The organism is Cupriavidus sp. UBA2010 (genome assembly GCF_002335265.1).
GTDB lineage: Bacteria > Pseudomonadota > Gammaproteobacteria > Burkholderiales > Burkholderiaceae > Cupriavidus > Cupriavidus metallidurans.
In genome coordinates, this window is record NZ_DDCI01000014.1 from 1 (window position 1) to 26,248 (window position 26,248).

The 26,248-nt window shown below is 63.9% G+C and carries 21 protein-coding genes; 8 read left to right on the top strand and 13 right to left on the bottom strand.

Annotation, left to right across the window (positions count from 1 at the left end):
* Window positions 1–92: 92 nt before the first annotated feature.
* Together B2246_RS10060 and B2246_RS10065 are read left to right on the top strand one after the other, a co-directional pair.
* Complete coding sequence (locus B2246_RS10060) at window positions 93–1,685, top strand: 3'-5' exonuclease family protein (RefSeq protein ID WP_008648380.1); 1,593 nt, start codon at window positions 93–95, stop codon at window positions 1,683–1,685.
* Between the two features lie 112 nt (window positions 1,686–1,797).
* Window positions 1,798–2,226, top strand: coding sequence for a hypothetical protein (locus B2246_RS10065; protein ID WP_035884526.1), 429 nt, complete (start codon window positions 1,798–1,800; stop codon window positions 2,224–2,226).
* 53 nt (window positions 2,227–2,279) lie between these two features.
* Here the strand turns inward: B2246_RS10065 and B2246_RS10070 are convergent, their stop codons facing one another.
* From B2246_RS10070 to B2246_RS10095, 6 genes are all read right to left on the bottom strand, one after another.
* Window positions 2,280–3,257 carry a Bug family tripartite tricarboxylate transporter substrate binding protein gene (locus B2246_RS10070; protein ID WP_286880237.1) on the bottom strand — a complete coding sequence of 326 codons (978 nt, stop codon included), beginning with the start codon at window positions 3,255–3,257 and terminating at the stop codon, window positions 2,280–2,282.
* Complete coding sequence (locus B2246_RS10075; RefSeq protein ID WP_286880239.1) at window positions 3,254–4,570, bottom strand: DUF1254 domain-containing protein; 1,317 nt, start codon at window positions 4,568–4,570, stop codon at window positions 3,254–3,256. The genes B2246_RS10070 and B2246_RS10075 overlap by 4 nt, the downstream gene beginning before the upstream one ends.
* A 37-nt stretch (window positions 4,571–4,607) precedes the next feature.
* Complete coding sequence (locus B2246_RS10080; RefSeq protein ID WP_286880241.1) at window positions 4,608–5,921, bottom strand: DUF1254 domain-containing protein; 1,314 nt, start codon at window positions 5,919–5,921, stop codon at window positions 4,608–4,610.
* Window positions 5,922–5,948: 27 nt separating this feature from the next.
* The gene (locus B2246_RS10085) at window positions 5,949–6,935 is read right to left on the bottom strand and encodes a Bug family tripartite tricarboxylate transporter substrate binding protein (RefSeq protein ID WP_008648374.1); all 987 of its coding nucleotides are present in this window, start codon (window positions 6,933–6,935) and stop codon (window positions 5,949–5,951) included.
* A gap of 42 nt (window positions 6,936–6,977) precedes the next feature.
* On the bottom strand, window positions 6,978–9,089 hold the full coding sequence (locus B2246_RS10090) for an acetate--CoA ligase family protein (protein WP_286880243.1): 2,112 nt from the start codon (window positions 9,087–9,089) through the stop codon (window positions 6,978–6,980).
* 82 nt (window positions 9,090–9,171) lie between these two features.
* A complete protein-coding gene (locus B2246_RS10095; RefSeq protein WP_008647034.1) occupies window positions 9,172–9,978 on the bottom strand; it encodes an IclR family transcriptional regulator in 807 nt (268 codons plus the stop codon).
* A 164-nt stretch (window positions 9,979–10,142) separates the two neighbouring features.
* Between B2246_RS10095 and B2246_RS10100 the strand changes: the two genes are divergently transcribed.
* From B2246_RS10100 to B2246_RS10110, 3 genes are all read left to right on the top strand, one after another.
* Complete coding sequence (locus B2246_RS10100; RefSeq protein WP_035884520.1) at window positions 10,143–10,820, top strand: TetR/AcrR family transcriptional regulator; 678 nt, start codon at window positions 10,143–10,145, stop codon at window positions 10,818–10,820.
* Between the two features lie 113 nt (window positions 10,821–10,933).
* Window positions 10,934–11,932, top strand: a complete 999-nt coding sequence (locus B2246_RS10105) for a Bug family tripartite tricarboxylate transporter substrate binding protein (RefSeq protein ID WP_286880247.1) — start codon at window positions 10,934–10,936, stop codon at window positions 11,930–11,932.
* A gap of 176 nt (window positions 11,933–12,108) precedes the next feature.
* Window positions 12,109–12,783 carry a histidine phosphatase family protein gene (locus B2246_RS10110; protein ID WP_008647031.1) on the top strand — a complete coding sequence of 225 codons (675 nt, stop codon included), beginning with the start codon at window positions 12,109–12,111 and terminating at the stop codon, window positions 12,781–12,783.
* A gap of 27 nt (window positions 12,784–12,810) precedes the next feature.
* Here B2246_RS10110 and B2246_RS10115 read toward each other — a convergent pair whose 3' ends face one another.
* The 3 genes from B2246_RS10115 to B2246_RS10125 all read right to left on the bottom strand — a co-directional run bounded on the left by B2246_RS10115 (window position 12,811) and on the right by B2246_RS10125 (window position 14,354).
* A complete protein-coding gene (locus B2246_RS10115; RefSeq protein ID WP_008647030.1) occupies window positions 12,811–13,437 on the bottom strand; it encodes a LysE family translocator in 627 nt (208 codons plus the stop codon).
* Between the two features lie 39 nt (window positions 13,438–13,476).
* Window positions 13,477–13,758, bottom strand: coding sequence for a DUF7696 family protein (locus B2246_RS10120; RefSeq protein WP_008647029.1), 282 nt, complete (start codon window positions 13,756–13,758; stop codon window positions 13,477–13,479).
* Window positions 13,759–14,033: 275 nt separating this feature from the next.
* Entirely contained in the window at window positions 14,034–14,354 is a 321-nt protein-coding gene (locus tag B2246_RS10125; RefSeq protein WP_035884518.1) for a hypothetical protein, read from the bottom strand.
* Window positions 14,355–14,691: 337 nt separating this feature from the next.
* Here B2246_RS10125 and B2246_RS10130 point away from each other — a divergent pair, with 337 nt between their 5' ends.
* Together B2246_RS10130 and B2246_RS10135 are read left to right on the top strand one after the other, a co-directional pair.
* Window positions 14,692–16,953 (top strand): mechanosensitive ion channel family protein, encoded by a 2,262-nt coding sequence (locus B2246_RS10130; protein WP_008647026.1) that lies wholly within the window; start codon window positions 14,692–14,694, stop codon window positions 16,951–16,953.
* 374 nt (window positions 16,954–17,327) lie between these two features.
* Window positions 17,328–18,506 carry a helix-turn-helix transcriptional regulator gene (locus B2246_RS10135; protein ID WP_286880253.1) on the top strand — a complete coding sequence of 393 codons (1,179 nt, stop codon included), beginning with the start codon at window positions 17,328–17,330 and terminating at the stop codon, window positions 18,504–18,506.
* A 21-nt stretch (window positions 18,507–18,527) separates the two neighbouring features.
* On the opposite strand, the gene B2246_RS10140 is transcribed toward B2246_RS10135, so the two are convergent.
* From B2246_RS10140 to B2246_RS10155, 4 genes are all read right to left on the bottom strand, one after another.
* Complete coding sequence (locus B2246_RS10140) at window positions 18,528–20,066, bottom strand: SpoVR family protein (protein WP_008647022.1); 1,539 nt, start codon at window positions 20,064–20,066, stop codon at window positions 18,528–18,530.
* A 37-nt stretch (window positions 20,067–20,103) separates the two neighbouring features.
* Window positions 20,104–21,375 (bottom strand): YeaH/YhbH family protein, encoded by a 1,272-nt coding sequence (locus B2246_RS10145; RefSeq protein ID WP_017514448.1) that lies wholly within the window; start codon window positions 21,373–21,375, stop codon window positions 20,104–20,106.
* Between the two features lie 96 nt (window positions 21,376–21,471).
* Window positions 21,472–23,394: a PrkA family serine protein kinase gene (locus B2246_RS10150; RefSeq protein ID WP_008647020.1), complete on the bottom strand. Its 1,923-nt coding sequence runs from the start codon at window positions 23,392–23,394 to the stop codon at window positions 21,472–21,474.
* A gap of 868 nt (window positions 23,395–24,262) precedes the next feature.
* The gene (locus B2246_RS10155) at window positions 24,263–25,177 is read right to left on the bottom strand and encodes an SDR family NAD(P)-dependent oxidoreductase (RefSeq protein WP_008647017.1); all 915 of its coding nucleotides are present in this window, start codon (window positions 25,175–25,177) and stop codon (window positions 24,263–24,265) included.
* A gap of 136 nt (window positions 25,178–25,313) precedes the next feature.
* Between B2246_RS10155 and B2246_RS10160 the strand changes: the two genes are divergently transcribed.
* On the top strand, window positions 25,314–26,216 hold the full coding sequence (locus tag B2246_RS10160) for a LysR family transcriptional regulator (RefSeq protein ID WP_008647015.1): 903 nt from the start codon (window positions 25,314–25,316) through the stop codon (window positions 26,214–26,216).
* Window positions 26,217–26,248 lie beyond the last annotated feature (32 nt).

The following is a 26,248-nucleotide window of genomic DNA, read 5'->3' on the forward strand; positions in this document are numbered from 1 at the left end:
TTTCGTGTTGCGAGGGGGCGAATATTAGATGACCCCACCGCGGAAGGCAAGGGGTTTCGTAAAAGAATTTTCCTATCTATTAGAATCGCCGCATGACCCTCCAAGAACCGCCCACCTACCTTCCAGAGAAGCTGGCCAGCCGCGAGCCCGGTATGCTCGATGCGCAGGCGCTTGCTGCCGCGCTTGCCCGGCCAATTGTATTTGTCGATCTGGAAACAACCGGGGCGGACGCGCAGCGAGACCGCATCACCGAAATCGGTGTGGTCGAAGTCGGCCCCGACGGCATTCAGGAATGGGACACGCTGGTCGATCCCCTGACCAGCATCCCACCGTTCGTACAGGGACTGACCGGCATCACCGACGATATGGTCCGCGGCCAGCCCACCTTTGCATTGATTGCCGAAGCCCTGGCCGAGAAGCTGCAAGGCCGCCTGTTCGTCGCCCACAATGCGCGCTTCGACTATGGGTTCCTGAAGAACGAGTTCCGCCGCGCTGGCGTGACCTTCCGTGCGGACGTACTTTGCACGCTTCGTCTGTCCCGGTCGCTCTTTCCGTCCGTCGAGCGCCATGGCCTGGATGCCCTGATCGCCCGCTTCGGCCTGACGCCGAAGGGTCGGCACCGAGCGCTAGCCGATGCCGAGCTGCTGTGGCAGTTCTGGCAGAAGATTCACGAGATCTATTCGGTCGACCTGGTCGAATCCGCCGTGACGTCGCTGGTCAAGCACGCCAGCCTGCCAGCAGGCCTGGAAGAAACTGCATTGGACGATGTACCGGATCGCCCGGGCGTCTATCTCTTCTATGGCGACGACGACGTGCCGCTCTACGTCGGCAAGAGCATCCATCTGCGCCAGCGCATTCGCGCCCACTTCGCCGGGGATCACAGCAACGCCAGGGAGATGCGGCTGGCCCGCTCCGTGCGCCGCGTAGAGTGGCGCGAGACCGGAGGAGAAATCGGCGCCCTGCTGAGCGAGGCGCATCTGGTCAAGACACTGCGCCCGCTGCACAACCACCTGCTGCGCCAGAACACCGAGCTATTCTCGTGGGAGATGGTCGACGGGCTGCCTGCGCCGCGCCTGCGTTCGGATCGGCACGTCGATTTCAGTCGACACGCCGCACTATATGGTGCATTTCCGAGCCGGGCCGCCGCGCAAGCGCGCCTGCGATCGCTGGCGGATGAACACCAGCTTTGCCTGGCGACACTGATGCTCGAAGGCACCACCCGCCGGGGCAGCCCTTGTTTCGCGCGGCAGTTGCACCGATGCGCGGGCGCCTGCACCGGGGATGAATCCCAGATGGCCCATCGGGAACGCACCGTGGAAGCAATGGCTTCCATGGCCATCCAGCGCTGGCCGTTTGCAGGAGCGATTGCCTGGCGTGAAGCTTCCGGCGATTGCTTCCCCTGGCACATCATCGAAGACTGGTGCTACCTGGGCTCGGCCCCCACGCTCGAGGACGCCGCCCGGCAGCTGGCCGCGCCGGCCCGCTTCGACATCGACACCTACCAGATCCTGGCCCCGCGCATAGAAGAACTGAAGGCCAGCGCCGTACCCCTGGTATCTACACGCGAGTTCGTGCTGACGCCTCCGGTCCTCCCGGAACCCAGAGCGGCCCGCGTGCCTCGCACGGCGGGAAAGCGCATGGCAAACGCCTCGGAGCACAGTCAGACGCCGGGGCTCTTCAGCTAAAACAGCCAAACGGGCTGGCGAACGGTGCGGCAGCACGCATAAATGCACTGGCAGCCGGCGCCTGGCTCGCCTAGTCTCCGAGGGAAGGACTGCCGCCCCTGATGGAGTCGCCATGCCTGCACCATCCCGACGTTCCCCTGCCCGCGCCGGCATGATCGCCGCTGCCGCGATCGCGCTGACCACTGCCTGCGCCAATCTGGAGGCGGGCACCATGCAACGGATCTTCGATTCCTGGAAAGGGGCGCCGGTCGAGCAAGCCAAGGCGCAGTGGGGGCCGCCACAGACCGTACAGGCCGCGCCGGACGGCACGGCCTATGTCTGGACCGATGAAATGCCCACCGCCCGCCCACCGGGCAGCGGTCCGCGCGACGCGCAGCTCGAGCCGCCCCCCACGGTCGCGTATTGCCAGCGCAAGCTCATCGCCGGGGCGGATGGCAAGATCAGCCGTGGCGAGTGGAGCGGGAGTGCCTGTTGTGCCCAGACTCTGATAGGTCAGTGTGCAGGACTGGCAAGGAAGCCCTCCGCTACCAGCAACAGCTGACCGGCCGTCAACGCATCAGAGCACGATCTGGATACCAGTAGGCGCCACCCGCCTCACTCGAGCACGAGCCCCCGCGTGCGCACCAGCGTGCCCCACTTCTTCACCTCGCTATCAATAAATGCGGCGAAATCGGCGCTGCTACCCGGTTCGGGTTGCAGGCCGAGCGCGAGGAGCTTCTGCCTGACCTGCGCGTCACTCAATGCCTGACTGGCATCCTGATTGAGTTGTCGCACGATGGGCGCGGGCGTGCCTGCCGGCGCGACGATGCCGAACCAGCCGTAGCCAACCACGCCCGGCACGCCCTGCTCCGCGAAGGTGGGCGCATCCTGATAGACCGGCGTGCGCTGTTCCGCCGCCACCGCGATCACGCGCAGCTTGCCCGCCTGGATAAAGGGCAGCGCCGTGGTGATGGCGGTCAGCGTTGCGTCGACGCGCCCGGCCAGCAGTTCGGTGTAGGCCGTCGCATCGCCCCGGTAGTGCACGTTCACCACCTTGAACCCGGCTTGCGATGCGAACAGTTCCGCCGTCAGGTGCGGCCCCGAGCCGATACCCGGCGATGCGAAGTTCACCCCGTCGGGCTTCTGTTTCGCCACCTTTACAAAATCCGCCACGGTCTTCACCGGCGAGTTCGCGTTGACGATCAGGAAAACCGGCCCTAGCACGCGCGGGCCCACGGCAACGAAATCCTTGTGGATATCGAAACGTTGCGACAAGCCTGCGCCGGTATTGATCGCGAACGGTGCGGCCGCCCACAGCAGCGTGTAGCCATCCGCCGCCGCGTGGGCCACGGATTCGCTCGCCACGCGCGTGCCGGCGCCCGGCTTGTTCTCGACCACCACCTGCTGGCCATACTTGCGGCTCAATACCTCGGCCAGGATTCGCGCCGACGTATCGTTCGATCCGCCCGGCCCGTAGGGCGACACAAAACGCACCGCCTTGCTCGGATAGGCGTTCCCGAAGGCCGACGGCACCAGACCCGCCAGCGCCATCGCGCCGAGCAGGCGCCGGCGAGTCAATTGCGAAGGGTTCATGCTGGCACCTCCATGCGCTGGATGGCGGGGTAGCGATAGGTTCGGTTCAGGTGCGAGGGCTGCGGCACGTACAACCGCAGCGCGACGTAGAACGGTCCGGCCGGCGCGGGCAGCCAGTTGCCCCGCAGCGCTTCATCACGCGGTGGCATTGCGGAAAGGTAGAGGCTCAGGCTGCCGTCCGCGCCACGGGTCAGCGATGGCGAGCGATCGCCCAGCGAGTACCGGGAGATGTCATTCGGCACCAGCATGCAATCGCCTTTGTCGTACATCGTCAGGGACCAGAATGCGCCGACATCGGGCAGATTGTCGGCGGCGAAATCGAGCCGGTACGCGTGACGGCCGTCGAGCGGTTCGCCGTCGCCACCACGGTCGGCCATGACATACATGGCCTCCTGCACGCCCAACGCGCCGATGTAGTTCCTGGCCACCAGTGCCCGCTGGAGGTAATTGCTACCAAAGGACTCACGCACATCCACCGACATTGCCCAACCGCCGCCCATATCCGACGGCTGCGGCTTGGCAAGATCCGCCAGCACGCCACGCAGGGCGGCGTCGAGCAGGTCGATCTGCTGTGGCGTCGGCACGATGCCATGGCCAATGCCAACCTCTGCAAAGGCTGCGATCTCGGCGGCCTCCGCACCCAGCGGCGGGTTTTCTCCCACCACGCGATTCACCACCTCGGCAAAGCGTCGCGCGTCGCCCAGATGCTCCTCGGGTTGCATCGCAACGTCGAATGCGAACGCCGCCAGCGAGCCGTCCAGTTGCCGCAGCGCGATGGCATCCTGCAGTGCGTGCACCACGGGCAGGTCGGCTTCGCCGTCCACGAGCAGACGGCCGATCATCCAGACCGCGTTCGTCGGGCATGCCACAGCCTGCATCCCCGCCGGTACCGTGCCGTGCCAGTCCGGCCCGTGCAACAGGAAACGACCCGCACTTGTGCCAGTCGTGCGGCTGCCGATATAGCCAAACGGATTTGTATAGAAATCGAGCAGCCCCAACACGTAGTAGCGCCCGTTGAAGTCCGGCACTTCCAGCACCACCGGGCCGCGCGACAAATCGATCCATGCATTGGTGTAGAGCGTGTCGTTGTTCGGCGTGACCACTTGTCGGTGCTGCGGGCCAAGCAACTGGCGAGGGCGAATCACGTGGTTGACCCAGCGTAGCGTCGATTCGGGCCCGTCTCCGGCGAACCTTCCAGTGTGATCGCGTCGCGGGCAGGTGGCGGCGCGCATGCGTGCCATCTCGTAAAGCGGCAGCGTGTGGATCACGGCATCGCGCGCGCGATGCTGTGCGGTGTTCTCTTGCTGTGTCATGTCTCGTTGTCTCCTGTCGTTCTAATAGTGTCCTTGCTCAGCCTACGCGGCGCACGGCAGGAATCGTGTACTGCCCGGCCCGGAACGCTTCGGAAGGATGGTAGAGGCGCAGGATCAGATAGAAGTGGCTCGACGGGGCGGGCAGCCAGTTGGCGTCTTCCGCCGGTCGGGCATGGCCGATGGGGATCACCAGCGTGCCGTCCGGCTCCTTGCGCAGCCCAGGCGTGCGATCGCCCACGGCGTAGCGCCCCAGTTCATTAGCCGTGAAGAACCGGTCCTCGCCATAGAGCGAGACGGACCAGAATGCATCGGCCGGCGGCAGCATGCCGGGCGGAAAGCGCAGTTCGTATGCTTGGTTGCCGTGTAGCCGTTCGCCATCGGCATCAAAATCGGCCATGGCGTACACCGCTTCATCGGCGCGCAAGGCGCCCAGCCCCTTCATCGCCGTGCAGGCGCGCAGCAGCCAGTCATCACCATACGTGCCCAGTCGCAGGCTGTAGCCCCACGCCTTGTGCCCCTGGCTGCGGGTATGCGCTTCGATCAGCACCATGGCTTGCGCGTACGCGCTGCGCAGGCCGTTGACGATCGACGGGCGCATCGAGCCAACGTCCAGATCATCCTCGAGGCGCAGCCCGACCTTGCGCAGCAACGTGAACAGCCCCAGTTCCTGCTGTGTGGGCGGGAAATCGCGCATGGCGCGGTAGAGATTCTGGAAGAAGTCGATGGCTTCGTCGTCGCTTTGCTGCCACTGGGCCACGCTCGGCGGCTGCGCCGGGCCCGCGCTCTTCACCATCTGGAAGCCCTGTTCGAACGCATAGGCACGCGCGAGGTCATCGGCGCCGGTCACGAGGACCCGCCCGATGATCCAGACGAGCGATGTCGGCGACTCCACCGTCTGTCCGCCGCTGCCGCGCTGGCCGGGGCCGACGATCTCGATATCGGCGCCCTCCTTGGGTACGTTGCGCGGCCCAAGGTTGGCGAAGTTGTTCGTGTGCGCATCCAGCAGTTCGATCACGTAGTAGCGGTCCGCGTCCGGCAATGCGGGCACGCGAATCGTTGCCGGACCATCTGCCAGGTTCAGCCAGCCGCAGAAGTACAGCAGGTCATTGGCCGGTGTGACGATGTCCCTGTCCTCGTGGGTCCATTGCCGTGCGCTGGCGGAGAGCATGTTCATCGGGGCGCGGCCATAGCGCGTGGGCGCATCGACAGAAGTCTGCAGGCGGCAGGTGCGCAGCGTTTCGATCAGCGGATAGCCATAGATCACCAGCGGCAACGCCGCGGCGGCAACCATGGCCTCCTGCGGGCTGGTGTGGACGGGCGCGGGGAACATCGGGGAAGCAGGATGGTTCATGGGGTTCTCACGGTTGAACGTTCTGGATCATTCGAGCGCGGCGCCACTCGACTTCACAAGTGCTGCCCAGGTGCGGGTGTCTTCGCGCATCTGGTTGGTGAACTGCGCGCGGGAAACCGGCGCGTAGCGCATGCCGAGGCTGGCGATCTGCGCCTGCAGCCCGCTGTCCTGCATGGCTTCCTGCATTGCGCGGTCGAGCTGTTCGACAATCGGCGCCGGCGTGCGGGACGGCGCGAACAACGCGAACCAGCTGTCGAGCCGAAACCCGACGCCGCTCTCGGCAAACGTAGGTACATCGGGCAATGCCACCGAGCGCTCCGACCCAGACACGGCCAGCGCCCGCACCTTGCCGCTGCGGATCAGCGGCAAGGTGCCCGCCAGGTCCGACATCGCCACGGGCAGCGTCCCGCCCATGACATCGGTCAGCATCGGCGCCACGCCCTTGTACGGGATATGGCGCAGATGGATGCCAGCGGACACGTTCAGGCTTTCACCCGCCAGATGGCCACCGGAACCCTGCCCCCAGGACCCGTAGGTCAGATCGGCGTTAGGCTGCTTCGCCATGGCGATCAGCGCGCGCAGGTCATGGGCAGGGAAGCTCGGATTCGCCACCAGCACGTTGCCGCCAATCGCGATACGGCCGATCGGCACGAAATCGCGCAACGGGTCATACGGCAGCTTGGGGAAGATCGACGGCGCAATGGCGTGCGTGGCGGAAATCCCGAGCACGAGCGTGTAACCGTCCGGTGCGGCGCGTGCCACTTGGGCCGTGCCGATCGTGCCCGTGGCGCCCACCACGTTCTCCACCACGACCGTGGTCTTGAGCGTGTTGGACAATCGCGCCGCCAGCATCCGGCCGATCACATCAGTGCCGCCACCCGCGGGGAATGGCACCACGAGCCGGATGGGCCTGTCGGGATAGGCGCGTGCAGCATTGGCGGCGCCGGTCGTCATGCACACGCCCGTTAGCACCAGCGTCATGCCGAGCAGCGCCCTGCGAAGCTTCGATCGCATAACCTGTCTCCTGTATTTGTTATGAGTGGTTGTCTGTGTCGATCAGCGCAGCGTAATCACCGCATCGGCTGCAACCAGCCCGTCCGCGCTCACGATGAACGGATTGATTTCCAGTGTGTCCAGCCGCTCGCCGATGGCATCCGCGGCACGCGACACGTTCACGATGACATCGGCCACCGCATCGAGATCGAGCGGCGGATGCCCCCGATGGCCGGCGCACAACGCGGCGGCGCGACTCTGCGTCAGCATGGCCCGCGCGCGTTCGCGTGAAACGGGTGCCAGTCCGAAGGACATCTGGCGGAAGATCTCGACGGCCGTGCCGCCGATACCGGCCAGCGCAACCAGCCCGAACACCGGGTCGCGCCGCACGCCAACCATGATTTCGCCCCAGCCGCGCACCATGCGGGCAACCAGCGCGCCATCGAACCTTGCCGTGCCGGCAGCGCGACGGACGCGCTCGAACGCGGCACGCACCGCGTCGGCGTCAGACAGGTTGAGCACCACCCCGCCCACATCGCTCTTGTGCAAGATGTCGGGCGAGCAAAGCTTCACCACTACCGGATAGCCGATCGCCTCCGCCACACGTACCGCTTCGTCGGCATCGCGAGCCAGACCGTGCGGTGCCACGGGAACGCCAGCCTGCAACAACAGTGCCATCGCGTCGGCTTCAGACAGCGCCTTTGCGTCGGCTGGCAGGTCGGGCACGGACGGCAGCTGCGCCGGGGCGGCCGGGGATTGCGCGGATTCGGTCATCGCGGCAGCCTTGGCAAGCGCGGCCACAGCCTCGATGGTGTGCGCCGGCTCGCGGAACACCAGGCAGCCGCGCGCCTCGAGCCATGCACGCTTGTCATCGGAGATCACGCCGGCAATCATCAGCGGCGCGGCTTGCGGATCGTTCGCCAGATCATCAACGGTTTGTTCCAGCAAGCTCCACACCCTCGGCGCGTTCCCGCCACCGGCCAGGAATGCCGCCACGCTGCCATATGCGCCGCTGCGCGCCACACCTGCCAGCGCGTCAGCAAGCACTTTTGGCTGCGCGACGACTTGTCCGGTCACGTCGATTGGATTCGAGGTGCTGGCAAACGGCACAGCCTCGCGCAGCGCCGCGGCCGCGGCATCGGGCATCGGTGGCAGGGGCAGCCCTTGCGACTCGGCGCTATCCGCCATCATGATGCCGACACCACCGGAAACGGTCACGATCGCCACCGGCGCCACGGCGTCCGCCGCCATGCCCGTGGGCGAATGCCAGCGTGCCGGCCGCCTGCCTCGCGCCAGCGTGTAGCCAAGCCGGAAAAATGCTTCCAGGGTATGCGCGCGATGCACGCCGTATTCGTCAAACACGGCCTGGTACACGGCGTCCTCGCCGGCCAGGCTGGCCGTATGCGATTGCGCGGCGCTGGCGCCGGCGGCCGTGGTGCCGACCTTGGCGATCACCACCGGCTTGCCCGCCGCGCGGGCCGCCGCCAGTGCCTGACGCAGGCGCATCCCGTCGCGCGCACCCTCGATATAGGCCAGGATCACCTGCGTCTGCGGATCGTGCGCGAGCCATTCAATGACGTCGGCCACCTGCAGTCCCGCCTCGTTACCCGTGGTGACCCAGTGGCTCAAACCCAAACCCGCCTCGCGCGCCAGCGCGAATGCGTAGGCACCGAACGCACCGCTCTGGCTGACAAGCCCCACGCCGCCAACTGGCGGCACGCCTGTCAGTGGAATCGGCGAGAACGTGGCGAACATGCGCTCGCCAAGGTTCATCGCGCCCAGGCAGTTCGGCCCGAGGAGTTGCACCCCATGCGTCCTAGCCTGCGTAGCCAGCGCGTGCTGCAACCCGCTGCCGTTGGCGACCTCGGCAAAGCCCGAAGTGAAGACCACCGCGGCACGCGTTCCCGCGCGGCCGAGCTGCGCCATCACGTCGGGCGCGGCCGGCGCCGGGACGGCGACGATCGCCAGGTCCACCGGCTCGCCAATGGCTTCGACGGTCGGAAACGCGCGCAGGCCCTGCACGGTGTCGGCCCCGGGGTTCACCGGGAACACGCGGCCGGCGTAGCCGAGTTCGCCCAACAGGCGAATCGGCATGCCGCCGACTTTCTCTGGTTGCGTCGACGCGCCGATCACCGCGATCGAGCGCGGGCGCAGCAAGGGTTGCAGATCCTGCATGTTGTCTCCATTGATGACGCGCGCGATACGTGCCGCGACGCGTTCAGCCTGGCGGGAAGGTCCGGTCCCACCTACCGGCGGCCTAGCGTCCCACGCCAGCCATGTTTTCTATTGATCGCACCATCTCGCGCAGCAACGGCGCCACGCGCTTCTCCATCGAGCCCCGCTTGACGCGCATCCCTGGGATGGCGCAGTTGAACAGCAGCGGCCGATTCATGTACACCACGCGCGAATACACCCCCACGCCATGTACATCCGCTCCCGCATCACCTTCGTTGAGCGTGAATCCGCGCTTCGGATAGTGGGCGATGCAGTGGCACAAGGTGTCGTAACAGGCGGCGTACTCCTCGGGCCGCTCTGCACGCGCCGTGGTCATCAGTTTCTCGAATTCGGTCTTCGACAGCGTGCACAGGTACGCGCGCCCCATCGCGGTCGTCAGCACCGACCGCACCGCGCCAATCGCTGGCCGTGCCGGCGTGCCTTCCATGTGCGTGCACGATTCCAGGTAAGTCACGTCGAGCTGGTAGGCCACGCCCATCGACACCGCGCCTTCGACCTGATTGGCCAGCGCCTGCATCAGCGGTCGCGCCAGGTGGCGGACCTGCAGGCCGGCCATGTAGGGATAGCCCAGCGCCAGCACCTGGGCGCTGACGAAGTACTTGTCCAGCTTCGGTTCCCAGTCGAGGTAGCCGAGTTCGAACAACGTGCGGCAGATGCGCGATACCGTGGCCCGCGGCAACTGCAGCCGCTGCGCCAGCTCTCCGTTGCCCAATGGGCGAGGGTCGTCGATAAAGCAGCGAAGCAGCGCGAAACCCTTGGCCAGCAGCCCGCCGAACGAAGGGTCTTCGCGCCGGCGCTCTGCAATGAATTGTTCGACTGGCGTGTTCATTTGCATCTTGTCTCCTGTTTTCCAGTGTGGTCGGCGACCTCGTTGTATGTCAAAGAGCGGAATGAATTTCCAAATATTGGAAATCGTAATCCCTATCTTGACGGTGCGTGTTAGCGGCACATAAGGTTCAAAACCGAATACGAATTCGAATACGGAAATCTGCCATGCAAAGCCCCATCGCAAGTGCATCGCCCGCCTCTTCCCCCTTCCCGAGGGTAGACACGACGTCGATCCTGCAACCGCCGCGACAGCGCCGCGCGCGCGAGACCGAGCAGGCCTTGCTTGCCGCCGGCCGCAAGCTGCTGGCGGAACGTGACTTCGCAGCGGTATCGGTCGCGCAGATCGCGGCGGCCTGCCAGGTTTCCGTCGGGGCGTTCTACGGGCGCTTTCGCGACAAGATGGCGTTCTTCGACGCGCTGCGCACGCTGGTGATGGAAGAGTCAGACGCCTCGGTGGCCCGCTACATGGCCGAGCATCGCTGGGGCGAAGTACCGGCGCGGCAGATCGTCGAGAAGACCATGCGCTTCCTGGTCAATGGCTGCCACAACAATCGCGGCGTGATTCGCGCGTCGCTCAAGCATTCGTCCACGCGCCCGGAAGAATGGCTGCCGCACCAGAAGAACGGCGAGGAAATCGTCGAACGGCTGGTGGCGCTGCTTACCCCCCGGCTGCCGGGTCCGGCCGAAGCCAACGAAGTCCGCGTGCGTTTCGCCATGCAGATGGTGTTCGGCATGCTCGTCAATGCCGTGCTCAACAATCCGGGCCCGCTTCGGCTCGACGACGAGCGCCTGTCCGGCGAGATGACGCGCATGGTCGCCTGCTATCTCGGGCTGGAAAGCTGACAAGCCAGCCCCCAGGATTTTTCCCTCGCTTCACCCAATCCACCGCCCGCATCAGCCGCAACCATAGCGGTATGTCCCGACAGGGACCGGGCATCAAAACGAGGAGACACACCATGAAGCAAACCATTCCGCCACGACGACGGTGGATCATGCACGCTGCATGCGCCGCGGCGGCGCTGCTGCCGCTGGCTGCGTTCGCGCAGGGGGACTATCCGTCCAAGCCGATCCGGATGATCGTGCCGTATCCGGCCGGCGGATTGACTGACACAGTGGCCCGGCAATTGGCCGAAGGCCTTGGCAAGCGCCTCGGGCAGCCGGTGGTGGTCGAAAACCGGGGTGGCGCGGGCGGCATCATCGGCACGGACTTTGTCGCCAAGTCGCCGGCTGACGGCTACACCCTGCTGATGACGATTCCGGGTCCGATCACGGCCAATATCGCGCTGTACAAGAAGCTCCCATACGACCCGCGCACCGAACTGCGGCCCATCTCCGATGTGGCCATGGCCCGCACGGTGCTGGCCGTCAATTCGGCCGTGCCGGTGAAGACCGTGACCGAGCTGATTGCCTACGCGAAGAAGGAACCGGGCAAGCTGCGCATGGGCTCCTGGGGTCCGGGCACGCAACCGCACACGATCCAGGCGTACATGGACAAGACCTACGGGGTCGATATCCTGCACGTTCCCTATCGCGGCGAAGGGCCGATGGTGACCGACCTGCTCGCCGGACAGGTCAACCTGACGATCGGATCCGTGACCACGCTGCGCCAGTACATTGCGGTCGGCAAGCTCCGACCGCTGGCCGTGGCGGGCACCACCCGCGCGAAGGCATTGCCGGATGTGCCGACGTTCACGGAGGCCGGCTACAGCGATGCCGCCTACAAGATCGTTGGCCCGACTACGCTGCTGGCGCCGGCAAAGACGCCGGATGCGATCATCGAACGGCTGGGCCGCGAGGTCAGCGCGCTGGTGAAGTCACCAGAACTGAGCGCGAAGATCGACGAGATGGGCGCGGAACCGATCGGCAATACCCCGGCCGAAGCCGAGCGCGCGTACAAGGCCTATCTGCCAGTGGTGCTCAAACTGACGGCGGATACCGGTGTGACGCTCGACTGACCTGATCTGACCAGACCTGACTGCCGGCATTGTGCCGGCAGCGCAGCGAAATCTGGCGAAATGCAGCAAAAAGATGGCCGACATGAATTTCGGCGAGGCTTGCTAGGCTCGCCAGCCGGCCCCATCTAGAATCGCTGCAATGCAGACTCTTTCGGGCGCATCGCCGCCCGCACTTCATGGCAACGCTATTTCTGGTCCGCCACGGACAAGCCTCGTTCGGGGCCGCCAACTACGACTGCCTGTCCGATACGGGCCGCCAGCAGTCACGCTGGCTGGGCGAATATTTTCGCGACCGCGGTGTGCAGTTTCGCCGCGTGGTGGCTGGCACACTCGTGCGCCAGCAGGACACGGCCAGCGAGATCCTGGCCGGCATGGGCGTCAGCGACTTGCCTGTGGCATCGCACCCAGGCCTGAATGAATACGACGGCGAATCGCTGTACCGCAGCTTCACCAAGGGCGCGGATCATCGCGCCCATCAGAATGGGGACTACCAGGATTACTGGCGCACGTTCCGCGCCGCATTCGCGGCCTGGACGCAGGATCAGTTGACCGGCATGCCGGAAACCTGGGCCGAGTTTGGACAGCGAATGCAGGCCGCTCTCGCCCATGCGACCGAAGGCGCCTCGCGGGAGGACGCATTGCTGGTGGTCAGTTCGGGCGGCGCCATTGGCCGTGCGGTGGCCGACCTGCTCGGCGCGCCGACGCAGACCGCCATCGAACTTAACCTGCAGTTCCGCAACACCGGCTTCTGCGAGTTGATCGTCGGACGCGGCACGCAGCGCCTGCTGAGCTTCAACAACGTGCCGCACCTGGAACTGCCGGAGCGGCGCCCCGCGATCACCTTCGCGTGAGCACCTGCCCCGGACGGGGCCGATCCCTTACCGCTGAGACAGCGCCAGCCTGCCGGCGAGCGCCAGGAACACGCTCCCGGCGAACCAGTTCACCGCGCGTTGCATCCGCGCGGAGCGCATCAGCACGCGGCCGAACGCGCCCGAGAACCAGGCGATCGAGCCAAAGACCAGCAGCGTGGCAAGGATGAACACGAAGCCAAGCACCATGATCTGAGGGGCCACCGGGCCCCGATCCGGGCTGACGAACTGCGGCAGGAATGCCAGGAAGAAGATCACGACCTTGGGGTTGGTCAGGTTCATGATCACCCCACGCAGGTACATGTGCTTGCCGGTCTTCACCTGCATCTGGGAAGAAGAAAGTTCGCCCACGGGAGCGCGGAACGCCTGCCACGCCAGATAGACGAGATACAGCGCGCCGGCGATCTTCAACACGGTGAACGCCACCGCCGATGCCGCCAGCAACGCGGCCAGGCCCACCGCCACCACCGCCGTGTGAACCAGCAGTCCCGTGCAAAGCCCCAACACCACGGTCAGGCCGGCGCGCGTGCCATGCATCGCTGACAGCAACAACACGAAGATATTGTCAGGTCCCGGCGCAAGACTGAGCAGGACGGCGATGCCGAGAAACGGCAACAGCGTATCGAGGGGTGGCATGAACGGCTCCGGAAGATGGAGCGGCCATGGTAACGATGTTCAGACCAGCTCTGCAATTGCCGCCGCGCGGATCGCCTCGGCCTTGGTCTTCAGGCGCAGCGCGATGTCGGCGCCACGCTCATTGGCCACGCGATTGATAAACGCCATGCGAAGCGGCTCGCAGAGCGTGGCGACATGCGACGCTTCGCAGAAGACCTTCCATGCCATCGGCTGGCCCACGTACTCGTCGCGGCGGCGCAGCATGGCGGCGTCGATGGCCGCGGCAATGGCGGCATCGTGCACGATCACGGCATCGGCTTGAGCAAAGGTATTCTGGAACATGGCGATCTCCTGTTTGACATCGGGACGCTGTGTTTGAAGCGCGTCTGCATTCTCCTTTCTGCAAACCACGTGCCAATCTCCAGCCCGATCAGGTAGATGCGAACCCGCGTTTCAATCGCCCCGTCTGAATCCCGCGCCAAATGGACGTTCCGGGTTTCGCCACCCTACTTCAGTCGGGCGGTCGATGCCCCTCCCGTGATCCCCGTCTGGCCGCTGCCCCAATGAAAAAGGCGTTACGGGTTACGTAACGCCTCGTTCGGAACGCGTGACACCGGTCATGCGCGAGCGCCGTCCAGGTACGGGTCGAATGACCGGGCCGGCTCCGCCGACACACCGGCCTTGTCCAGCCCTGCCACCTTGCGGGCGCCATCGGTGAATGCGTCGAACTTCCCAGCGCGGGCGCCATCGGTGAATGTGTCGTGCGTGCGGAATTCGTAGCCATACTTGTCGGCGGGCACCCGGGTCCCCGCAGTCTCTCCGGTGCGGAACTCATAGCCATACTTGTCGGCGGGTACCGTGCCTGCCTGGGCTGCGCCAAGGGCTGCAAGCGAAAGCACGAGGGTGGAAGCGAGCTTGAGGGCGATGGTCCGGGTCATGATTCTCTCCAAATATGTGAATTTGTTTAGCTGTTTTGAATCCTGCTGAACGTTCGATTTTTTGTTTGTCGCGCCGTCCATGTGCTGAACTATAGAATTCGATGCCAAGGCTGATGCAGTCAGATTCCGGACGAATTGATCAAATATTTTGAATAAAAAGCGGACACCACGCGATGCGCCCGACACCCCACTCGCACGCGTGCTTCGCGTGCCGATGCGCTACAGTGACGCGCATACAGGTGCTCCTATCGCGGCAATCCCCCCTGCCACGCCCCAACCGTCCATGCAGCGCTCACGACTACGCGTTCCAGTTTTCACTTGGCTTGCCGGCATCCTGATGGCGATGTTCCTGGCCGGTGCCGCGCAAAGCGCCGGACTGTCGCTCGCCGCAGTGGCGCAGAAGGCCAACGCCCAACCCGCTTCGGCACCCCCCGCCAGCGCGCCTCTGGCGCAATCGCTCGATCAGGTCATCAATACCTTGCAGAACGAGGGCGAACGACAGGCTTTGGTGAAGCAATTGCAGGCAGTGCGTACTGGCCTCGATGCATCGGCGGCAGAGGCGGCGGCGGGAGCGTCGGCCGCTGGCGCCAGCGCACCCTCCCCCGGTCTGATCGGCGCCGTTGCGCAGGCCATTCAGGAAATGGACAACGCGCCACACAAAAATAGCGGTGCAGTGCATTACTGGAAGTGGCGAATGGAGTTCGCCCGAGAAGAACTGCACGATGCCCTGACGATCAAGAACACCCGCAAGGCCATCGTCTCCTGGACCGAATTCGGCACCGTGTTTGCCGGGTGGGCCATGACCGGGTGGCTGCTGCGGGAACTGGCACGGCGACTGCGCCAGAACCGGTTGCGGCGGCCCAGAGACCATCAACTCCCGCGGGTACCTTCCTGGATCGATGTCAGCCTGTACTTCGTGCGCGGCATCGGACCGTGGATCGTCGCATTCGGCCTGACGGTGCTGCTCGCCTATCAGGTGTTCGGTCGCACGCCCGCCAGTGTGGGCGCCGTTCTGGTGGCCTACGCGATCGTGGCCGGCGCCGTGATGTCGGCGGTCTGCCAGGTCATCTTCACGCTGTTTCAGTCCGCGCATCGCGCGCACGCCGTGCGTGACCTGATTACCCATTCACCGATCCTGCTGTTCATCACCGGCTCACTGGCCGCACTGGGAGAGGTCAACAGCGATCCGCGTGTGATCGCCGCGCTTGGCCTCAACCTGGCGGCGTTGATCAGCACGCTGTCCAATATCCTCGCCGCGATCCTGATTGGCGTGTTTGCCGTGCGGTTTCGCCGCGCCATCGGCCAGTTGATCTCATTTCGACCGTTTGCGGTTCGGCAGGAATACCCCGCGATGATGGATCTGCTGCGCCTGGCGGGTGATGCGTGGTATCTGCCCGTGCTCGCCGTGGTCGCGGCATCGGTCATCGGCACGATCATGGCCACCGGCCATGCCGACGAATTCCTGCGGCGCGCGGTCATCACGGTGGCATTGTTCGTGACCGCCACGCTGTTGACGCTCGTGGTGGGCCGATCACCCAAGGCAACTGTGCGCGCTCCGCGCCTGCGCGATCGGCGGCGCTCCGCGTACGTCCAGCGCTTTGGCCGCTTTGGCGCGGCGCTGATCCGCGTGGTGATCTGGATCACATTCCTGGAACTCAACGCGCGTATCTGGCAGACCTCGCTGATACGAATTGCCCAATCGACCGCCGCCGGCCGTCACATCACCGAGTCGCTGCTCGGGGTGGTCGGCGTGGTGCTGCTGGCATGGCTGGCCTGGCTGCTGATCGACACGGCCATCACCCAGACGCTTTCCCCCACGCACGGCCGCGCCGCGCAGCCCAGCCTGCGCGCCAAGACCATCCTGCCCCTCGTGCGTAATGCGTCATTCGTGAGCGTGCTCGTGGTGGCGATGATCGCGGTGCTGGCCAACCTTGGCGTCAATGTCACGCCGCTGCTCGCCGGCGCAGGGGTGGTCGGGCTGGCCATCGGCTTTGGTGCGCAAACGCTGGTGCAGGATTTGATCACCGGTTTGTTCATCGTCGTCGAGGATACGATCGCCATCGGCGATTCGATCGAGTTGCCGGACCATGTCGGCGTAGTCGAGGCCATGACGATCCGGACCGTGCGACTGCGCGACGGCAAGGGCGCCGTGCACACGCTGCCATACAGCCAGATCAAGGCCGTCAAGAACCTGTCGCGCGGCTATGCCTTCGCCGTCTTCAACATCTCGATTGCCTATCAGAGCGACTTCGAGCGGGCATTGGAACTCGTGCGCGAAACCGGCGCCGAGGTGGCGCGCGACCATCGCTACAGCCGCAATTTGCTGTCCGGTCTGGACATCCTGGGGCTCGACCGCTTCGACCCCACCGGTCAGGTCGTTCTGGCCCAGTTCAAGACACGGCCGCTCACCCAGTACGAAATCACGCGGGCCTTCAACGTCCGGCTCAAGCGCAACTTCGACGCCAACGGCATTCGACTGGCCGTACCGTTCGTGACGGTGCAGGTGGATGGCGGCGGCACTGAGGAAGAGATCGCGACAGCCGCCGCGGCTGGCGCAGGCGCCGATCTCGTCACCCGAAAAGCTGGCAAGCCGGCCTGACGGCGCTGCCAATGTGAGCATAGGGGCGCGCCCGCATAGGGGTGTCTCATTTGTGCAATGGCACTCCAATACATTTGACCGGAAAATTTTGAAATACGGTGGTCACGGCATTACTATCTCGCGAGCTTCCATGATGCCTGCGTGAAGGTTCGCGCACCTTGTGCAGAAACCCTGAAACGCAGGCGCGGCGCGGGACTCTCCCCTCCCAAGGCGGGATGTTCCAGCCTCGCGGTTATGCATGATCATGGTGAAATGGCAGTACGGCGATATGCATCAGGGTCATCGCCGGAAGTTGCATACAAAGACATAAAAGGACCGCGCCTCGACGCAGCGGACTTGAGGAAACAGGCGTTTGCCACCGGGGGAAAATCAATATGGGCGAACACCCGTCTACCGACGACGTATTCCATCGTCTGGTCGATTGCATCTATGAGTCCGCCATGGACGTCGCGGCCATGCCTGCCGCCCTGGATCTCTTTTCCCGCTACACCGGCACCGGCAGCCCAAGCTATCTGATATGGGACAAGCTCGCGGCGCGCGCGCGCCTCGGCGTGACCCCGCACGGCTGCTTCACGAGCGCAGGCAGCATGCCTGACAACATGCGTGCCCTGCCCGCGCACCTGACACCCGCAGGCGCGACATGGGCATGTGCCACGGTGTCCGCCGATGGCGCCACCGCCATGCTGGCCGAGCCAGAACCAGCGGCAGCCACCTCCATTTATGACTGCAGCGGCCTCGCGCAAGGCATCCGACTGTTCGACACCAGCGACGTGTGCGTGCTGATGAGCGCCACTCCGGCATCGTGCGACGCACTCGCGCATTGCCAGCAACGCGTGGCCCAGGTCATGCCCCACTGGGCGCGGGCGGCCCGCATGCAGCATCGCAATTTCGAACTGAGTGGCCTGGCATCGCTGGGCCTGGCCAGCCTCGACACGCTCGACTTCGGCGTCATGGTTCTGCAAGCCGACATGCGGGTGCGCTACGCCAATAGCTGGGCCGAAGCACTGGTCCAGGCGGACACCAATCTAGCCCTCGACAACGGCGTGCTGCGCGCCCGCGCGGAATCGATGCAATCAGTACTGGCGGGGCTGCTTGAGTCCGCAGTGCATGGCGGCCGCAATGGCACAGCCGCTGGCTCGTGGATGCACATCACATCGGGCGGGCAACCGGTGCCCATCATCGTCATGCCACTGGTATCGCGCCAACCGGTGGAAGGCCCGTGGCAACTGCCGATGGCGATGATGTTGCTGGGCAACTCCGAGTCCCGATCCGTGCTCGACGCGGGCGTGCTGACCTCGTTGTTCGGTCTGTCGCGCAAGGAAAGCATCATCGCCATTCGCCTGGCCGCGGGCGAAACGCTCACGGAGATCGCTGAACGCGAGTTCCTTTCGCCGCACACCGTGCGGGTGCATATCCGGGATACGCTGCGCAAGACCGGCACGCATCGCCAGTCGGAACTGGTGCGATTGCTGCACCTGCTGCCGGGTGTCGATCTGGAACGCGCAGGGGTGTCCTCGACGGCCCGGCCGCGCGATACGCGCCGGAGGCGCTAAGCCTCCGGGCGCTTTCGTCTTTCAGGCAGCGCGACGCTGGGGTTGATGGCGGCGTTCAGGCTTGCACTCGTACTTGAGTTCGCGCCGTCCATCCTCGTAGGCCACTTCGAGCCTCACCGTGAAGCCCCATAGCCGCGTCACGTGTCGCACCACCTCGTCGAAATTCTGCGCCAGCGGCCTGCGGTCATTCTGCAGGTGACGCAGCGTGAGAGAGCGGTCTCCACCGACATCCACATTCGTCACCTGGATGTTCGGCTCCATGTTCGACAGGTCGTACTGATTGGCCAGCAGATGGCGAATCTCGCGATAGCCTTCGTCGTCGTGGATGGCCGTCACGCGCAACTTCCCTTCGCGGTCGTCGTCAAGCACCGAGAACAGCTTGAGTTCGCGGATCACGCGCGGCGACAGGAACTGCAGCAGGAAGCTCTCGTCCTTGAAGTTGCGCATGGCGAAGTCGAGCGTCTGGCGCCAGTCGCTGCCCGCTATCTCGGGCGCCCAGCGTCGGTCTTCCTCGGTCGGGTTTTCGCACATGCGGCGAATGTCCTGGAACATCAGGAAACCCAGGGTGTACGGGTTCAGGCCACTGTAATACTGGCTGTGGTACGGCGGCTGATAGATGACGTTGGTATGCGCCTGCAACAGCTCGAGCATGAACGCGTCATTAACGAGCTTTTCCTCATAGAGCTGATGGATGATGGTGTAGTGCCAGAACGTGGCCCAGCCTTCGTTCATGACCTTGGTCTGGCGCTGAGGATAGAAATACTGCGCGATCTTGCGCACGATGCGCACGATTTCACGCTGCCACGGCTGCAGCTTTGGCGCGTTCTTCTCGATGAAGTAAAGCAGGTTCTCCTGCGGCTCCGGCGGGAAGGTCACCTCCAGCTCAAGTGCCTCTTCTTCCTGCCGCAGCGCGTGCGGCCGATGCTTGGGCAGTGTGCGCCACAAGTCGTTGACCTGCATCTGCAGGTAGCTCTCGCGTTCGGCCTGACGGGCCTGCTCCTCGGTGATCGACAGCTTCTTGGGCCGCTTGTAGCGGTCCACGCCGTAGTTCTGCAGCGCGTGGCAGGAATCCAGCAGCAACTCCACTTCCTGCTCGCCATAACGCTGCTCGCATTCCGCCACGTAGTTCTTGGCGAACAGCAGGTAGTCGATGATGGCGTCCGCGTTGGTCCAGGTGCGGAACAGGTAGTTGCCCTTGAAAAACGAATTGTGGCCATAGCAGGCGTGCGCGATGGTCAGCGCCTGCATCGGCATCGTGTTCTCCTCCATCAGGTACGCGATGCATGGATTGGAGTTGATCACGATTTCGTAGGCCAGCCCCATGTACCCGCGCTGGTATCCGCGTTCCGAGGCCAGGAAGTGCTTGCCGTACGACCAATGGTTGTAGCCGACCGGCAGACCTGACGATGCATAGGCATCCAGCATCTGCTCGGCGGTGATGATTTCGATCTGGTTCGGGTAGGTGTCGAGGCCGAAATCTCCGGCAATGCGGGCGATTTCGCGGTCGTAGCGCTGGATGAGCTCGAAAGTCCACTCCGAGCCCGTCGATAGATAGGCCATAGGCTTCCCCAGTATTCCCGGCGACGTTACCGGTCAGCTACCTGCCGGGCCACGCGGCCCGCTTCTGAAAGAGGTCGTGCAACACGGGATAGATCTCGTCGGCACCGATGATCCGCTGCATCGCGAAGTGCTCGAACTCGCCCTTCACCGTGAGGTACTCCTCCCAGAGATTCTGCGGTTCTTCCGAAGCCACCTCCACGTAGGCGTAATACTGCACAAGCGGCAGGATCGACTCGCGCAACAGGCGCCCGCAAAGCTCCGAATCGCCGGCCCAGTTGTCACCATCGGACGCCTGGGCGCAGTAGATGTTCCATTGGCTCGGCGGATAGCGATCGTGAATCACCTCGACCATCAGCTTGAGCGCGCTCGAGACCACGGTACCACCGGACTCGCGCGAATGGAAGAAGTCCTCCTCGTCGACTTCCTTGGCCACCGTGTGATGGCGGATGAACACCACGTCGATGCGCTCGTAGTTCCGCTTCAGGAACAGGTAGAGCAGCATGAAGAAGCGCTTGGCCAGATCCTTGCGGCTTTCATCCATCGAGCCCGACACGTCCATCAGACAGAACATCACCGCCTGCGCCTGCGGACGCTTCTTGAGCACGCGATTGTTGTAGCGCAGATCCAGCTTCTCGATGAACGGCACCCGATCCACCTGGGCGCGCAGATGGCGCATCTTCTCCATCAGCGCCTCGGCCTTCTCGGAGTACGGATCCTTCTCGACTTCGTCGTTGTATTCGAGCTCGAGTTCGCGCAGGCGCTTGAGATAGGGGCTCGACAAGGCAATGCGCCTCCCGAGCGAACTGCGCATCGTGCGCAGGATCGAAAGATTCGATGGTGTGCCGTCGATCGAGAAGCCGGCGCGCACCTTGCGCACTTCGGCGATCTTGGCGAGGTGACGCTTGGCCAGGTCTGGCAGCGCCATGTCCTCGAAGAAGAAGTTCAGAAAATCCTCGCGCGACAGCGTGAAGACGAAGTCGTCCTCGCCCTCGCCACTATCGCTGGCGCGAGACCCACCACCACCGCCACCCTGTTGCTGGCGGTCGAAGCTGTCGCCCCTGACGAACTTCTTGTTGCCCGGGTGAATCCACTCGCGCCGGCCACCCTGGCCGTGATGAAAGATCGGCTCGGAGATGTCCTTGACCGGAATGGACACCTGCCCGCTCTGTTCGATGTCCATGATCTTCCGACCGGACACCGCCTTCGCCACCGCTTGCCTGATCTGCTCGCGGTAGCGTTTGATGAAGCGTTGCTGATTGACGGCGCTCTTGTTGCCGCCGTTCTCCCGCCGATCGATGACCGTAGCCATAAGCCGCTCGCCCGTCTTGTTGAGACGCCAAACCAGAGCGTCAGGATCGGGAGCCGCCCAGGTGTCTCGGCGGCTCCGGGGACCGCGTCCGGTGGACTACGACGACTTCCTGACGCGCAGATACCACTCCACCAAAAGTCGAACCTGCTTGGGTGTATATCCTTTCTCGACCATGCGGTTGATGAAGTTTTCGTGCTTGTCCTGATCTTCCCGCGACGATTTCGCATTGAACGAGATCACCGGCAGCAGATCCTCGGTAGTGGAGAACATGCGCTTTTCGATCACCATCCGCAGCTTTTCGTAGCTGGTCCAGACCGGGTTCTTGCCACCATTGTTGGCACGCGCCCGCAGCACGAAGTTGACGATCTCGTTACGGAAGTCCTTCGGGTTCGAGATACCCGCCGGTTTTTCCACCTTCTCGAGTTCGTCGTTCAGCGCGTTGCGGTCCAGGATCTCGCCGGTATTGGGGTCGCGATACTCCTGGTCCTGTATCCACAGATCGGCGAACACCACGTAGCGATCGAAGATGTTCTGCCCGTACTCGGAATACGACTCCAGATAAGCGGTCTGGATCTCCTTGCCGATGAACTCCACATACGGCGTGGTCAGATACTCCTTGATATACGACATCAACTTGGCTTCCTGCTCCGGCGGGAACTGCTCGCGCTCGATCTGCTGTTCGAGCACATAGAGCAGATGCACCGGATTGGCAGCCACTTCGGTGTTGTCGAAGTTGAACACCTTGGAAAGCACCTTGAACGCGAAACGCGTGGATAACCCGTTCATGCCTTCGTCGATGCCGGCATAGTCGCGATACTCCTGGTACGACTTGGCCTTCGGATCCACGTCCTTGAGGCTTTCGCCGTCGTAGACGCGCATCTTCGAGAAGATGTTCGAGTTCTCCGGTTCCTTGATCCGCGTGAGCACCGCGAACTGCGCCATCATCTTCAGCGTGTTCGGCGAGCACGGCGCGGCCGAGAGCGAACTGCTGCGCAGCAGCTTGTCGTAGATCTTTACCTCGTCGGAGACACGCAGGCAGTACGGCACCTTGACGATATAGATCCGGTCCAGGAAGGCTTCGTTGTTCTTGTCGGCCTTGAAGGTGGTCCATTCCGCTTCGTTCGAGTGCGCGAGGATGACGCCATCGAACGGAATCGCGCCGAAGCCCTCGGTACCCTTGTAGTTGCCTTCCTGCGTGGCGGTCAGCAACGGGTGCAGCACCTTGATCGGCGCCTTGAACATTTCCACGAACTCGAGCAGACCGCGGTTGGCCAGGCAAAGGCCACCGGAATACGAATAGGCATCCGGGTCATCCTGCGGAAAATCCTCGAGCTTGCGGATATCGACCTTGCCCACCAGCGACGAGATGTCCTGGTTGTTTTCATCGCCCGGCTCGGTCTTGGAAATCGCGATCTGCGCCAGCACCGACGGGCGCAGCTTCACCACGCGGAACTTGGTGATGTCGCCATTGAATTCGTTTAGTCGTTTGACTGCCCACGGCGACGGAATGGTATTCAGGTAGCGGACCGGAATGCCATAGTCTTCCTCCATGATCTTGCCGTCCTCATCGGCTGAAAACAGCCCGAGCGGCGATTCATGGATCGGTGAGCCCTTGAGCGCGTAGATGGGGATCTCCTCCATCAGCGCCTTGAGTTTCTCGGCGAGCGACGACTTGCCGCCTCCGGGTGGCCCGAGCAGATACAGGATCTGCTTGCGTTCTTCCAGGCCCTGCGCTGCGTGCTTGAAGAACGAGACGATCTGCTCGATCGTGTCCTCCATGCCATAGAAGTCGCGGAACGCCGGGTAGACCCGTATGACCTTGTTGAAAAAAAGCCGGGACAGGCGCGGATCGTGGTGGGTGTCCACCAGCTCGGGCTGTCCGATCGCGGAGAGCATTCGCTCGGCAGCGGTCGCGTAGGCAGTAGGATCCTTCTTGCAGATCTCCAGGTATTCCTGGATGCTGTATTCCTCTTCCTTGCGTGCCTCGAAGCGTGTGGCGTAGTGGCCAAAAATGTCCATACCTCACTCCCGTCTGAGAAACACTCCGAGGCGAAGGCAGTGCTGCTCCCCCCGAAAGACTTCGCGGCAATCTTGCCTTCCACCACCCCGGCATGGCGGAGCTGCCATGTTGCGAAATCTTTACTTCATCATAGTCAAATAACGGCGAACGTGGACCGCGAGTTGACGATAGATATCGTCTGTCCGGTGATGGCGTTGTACGTCATCGTCATGCTCACTATTACCGGACACCTCGTCGTCCTATTCCGCAGCGACGGGCCATTGACCATGCTTGTGACACACCTTACACCTTTCCCGCACTATGTGCACGACGCGGTGTGTAACTCGCCCACCCAATATCGTTACGACCAATACCTTCGCGCAACGCGTTCGGCATCGACACAACAATGCCTTCGCACGCCTTCGTGCAACGCACCCATCGCGCGCGTCAGACACATCGCGAGCAATGATTGCGCGCACAGCAAGACCATGTCCACGCGGCCAGCAGGGTCACGATCATCGCCGCCTCGCAACGCGTTGACGATTATCGCTGCGACATACCGCTGCGTCTTTCGTTCAACGTTTTCCGCATTAGCACTTTCGAATGATGAGTGCTAACCGACGCCGGCAAGAGACGTGCGACATATCGGCGCATCGCGCGTATGCACCTGTTCAGTGTTTTCGCTATCACCAGCAGCAATCGTCACGCACTTCCCAAGTGCGCGCGCCCTGACGCCGGCATTAACGATGAAGGAGTGAGCAGAATGCGTGCCACATCGGGCACGCATGTATGGACGCGTCGCGCTGCAATGCAGCATCGACGGAAAGCGGAAGGCTGGCCGGCCCCGGGATCAGCCTGAATTGGATCCGGGCCGGCCTCGGGACTCGGTCAGATCGGGTCCCAGTTGATGACGTCGGGCGAGCGGTCGAGCTTGAAGAAGCTGCCGCGCATCGCGGGCATGGCGATCTCCGCGACGGTCTCCGGCGTCCAGCCTTCGCCGGTATGGACCGAGCGCACCGGGCGCGACTGGCTCATCAGCATGATTTCGTTGGCACGCACCGCGAAGATCTGGGCGTTCACGTCCTTGGCCGCGTCGCTGGCCAGGAACACGGCCACCGGAGCGATCTTGCCGGCTTCCATCTTCTGCAGGCGGGCCACGCGCTCCTTCTCCGCAGGCGTCTCGGCCGGGATCGAGCTGGTCATGCGGCTCCAGGCGAACGGCGCGATGCAGTTCGAACGCACATTGAAACGGGCCATGTCCAGCGCGATTGATTTGGACAGCGCGGCGATGCCCAGCTTGGCCGCGGAGTAGTTGGCCTGCCCCAGGTTGCCGATCAGCCCCGACGTCGACGTCATGTTGACGTAGGCGCCGCTCTCCTGATCCTTGAAATAGTTGGCTGCCGCACGGCTGACGAAGAAGGTGCCGTGAAGGTGCACGTCGATCACCGAGCGCCATTCTTCCTCGTTCATCTTGAAGAACATGCGATCGCGCAGGTTGCCGGCGTTGTTGACCACGGCGTCGATGCGGCCGAAGGTGTCGAGCGCGCATTGCACGATGGCGTTGCCGCCAGCCCAGGTCGAAACGGAATCGGTATTGGCCACGGCCTGGCCGCCGGCCGCGCGGATTTCCTCGACTACGCGCTGCGCGGGGCCGGCATCGCCGCCTTCGCCGGTCATCGACACGCCCAGGTCATTGACCACCACACGCGCACCGGCCGCCGCCATGCCCAGGGCGATGCCTCGTCCGATGCCGCCACCGGCGCCCGTTACCACCACTACCTTGCCTTCCATCATTCCGCTCATCGTATCCTCCATTGGCTTGCTGTCTGCACGGACAGGGAAGCCTGCCCGTTTTATTGCAGAGCTGGATACGATAAATTGGCGGCCGAAACTTTGGAATTCATGAATCACAAAAGTGGGCTTCGTGCCCGCCGAAGCCATGCACTACGACCTGACCGATTTGCGGCTGTTTCTAAACGTGGGAGAAACAGAGAACATCACACGCGCGGCCGAGCGCAGCTTTCTCTCGCTGCCCGCAGCCAGCGCCCGCATCAAGCAGCTTGAAGAGGCGTTTCAGACCCAGTTGCTGATCCGCCAGGTGAAAGGCGTACGCCTCACACCGGCGGGCGACGCCCTGCTGCGCCACGCGCGCGAGGTGTTCCGGGAACTCGAATGCCTGCATTCGGACCTGCGCCCCTATGCCAAGGGCGTCAAGGGCCGCGTGCGCCTGCTGGCCAACACCACGGCCACCAACTCGTTCCTGGCCCACGCGCTGTCGCGCTTCCTGTCGGAGAACCCGGACGTCGACATCGAGCTGGAGGAGCACCTCTCGGCCGACATCGTCTCGGCCATCGGCAACGGGGCGGCAGACCTCGGTATCGTCGCGGGAGAAGTCGCCACCGCCGACCTGGACACGATGCAGCTTTGCAGCGACGAGTTGATCGTGATCGCCCCTGTCAACCATCCGCTGCCAGCCTTCAAGACACTGCGGTTCGCCGAACTGCTCGATAGTTGCCGCTTTGTGGGGCTGAATCAGTCGTCGGCGATCCAGTCATTCCTGGACCGCATCGCCAGCGGCATGGGCAAACGGATCAGCCTGCGCATCCAGGTGGGCAGCTTCGACGCGGTGTGCCGCATGGTGGAAGCCGGCGCCGGCATCGCCATCGTGCCGAACAGTTGCGCGCGGCGCTACGCCAGCCGCAAGGTACTGCGTTTCATCCGGCTGGAAGACGACTGGGCGCGGCGCGAGCTGCAACTCGTGCGCCGGCCGGGACGGGAACTGCCCCAGTTCGCGGAAACGCTGATCCAGTATCTGGTGGATGCGGCCCGGGAGCCGGTGTAGGTGTTTTCCCCCTCTCCCGCCATGCGGGCGAG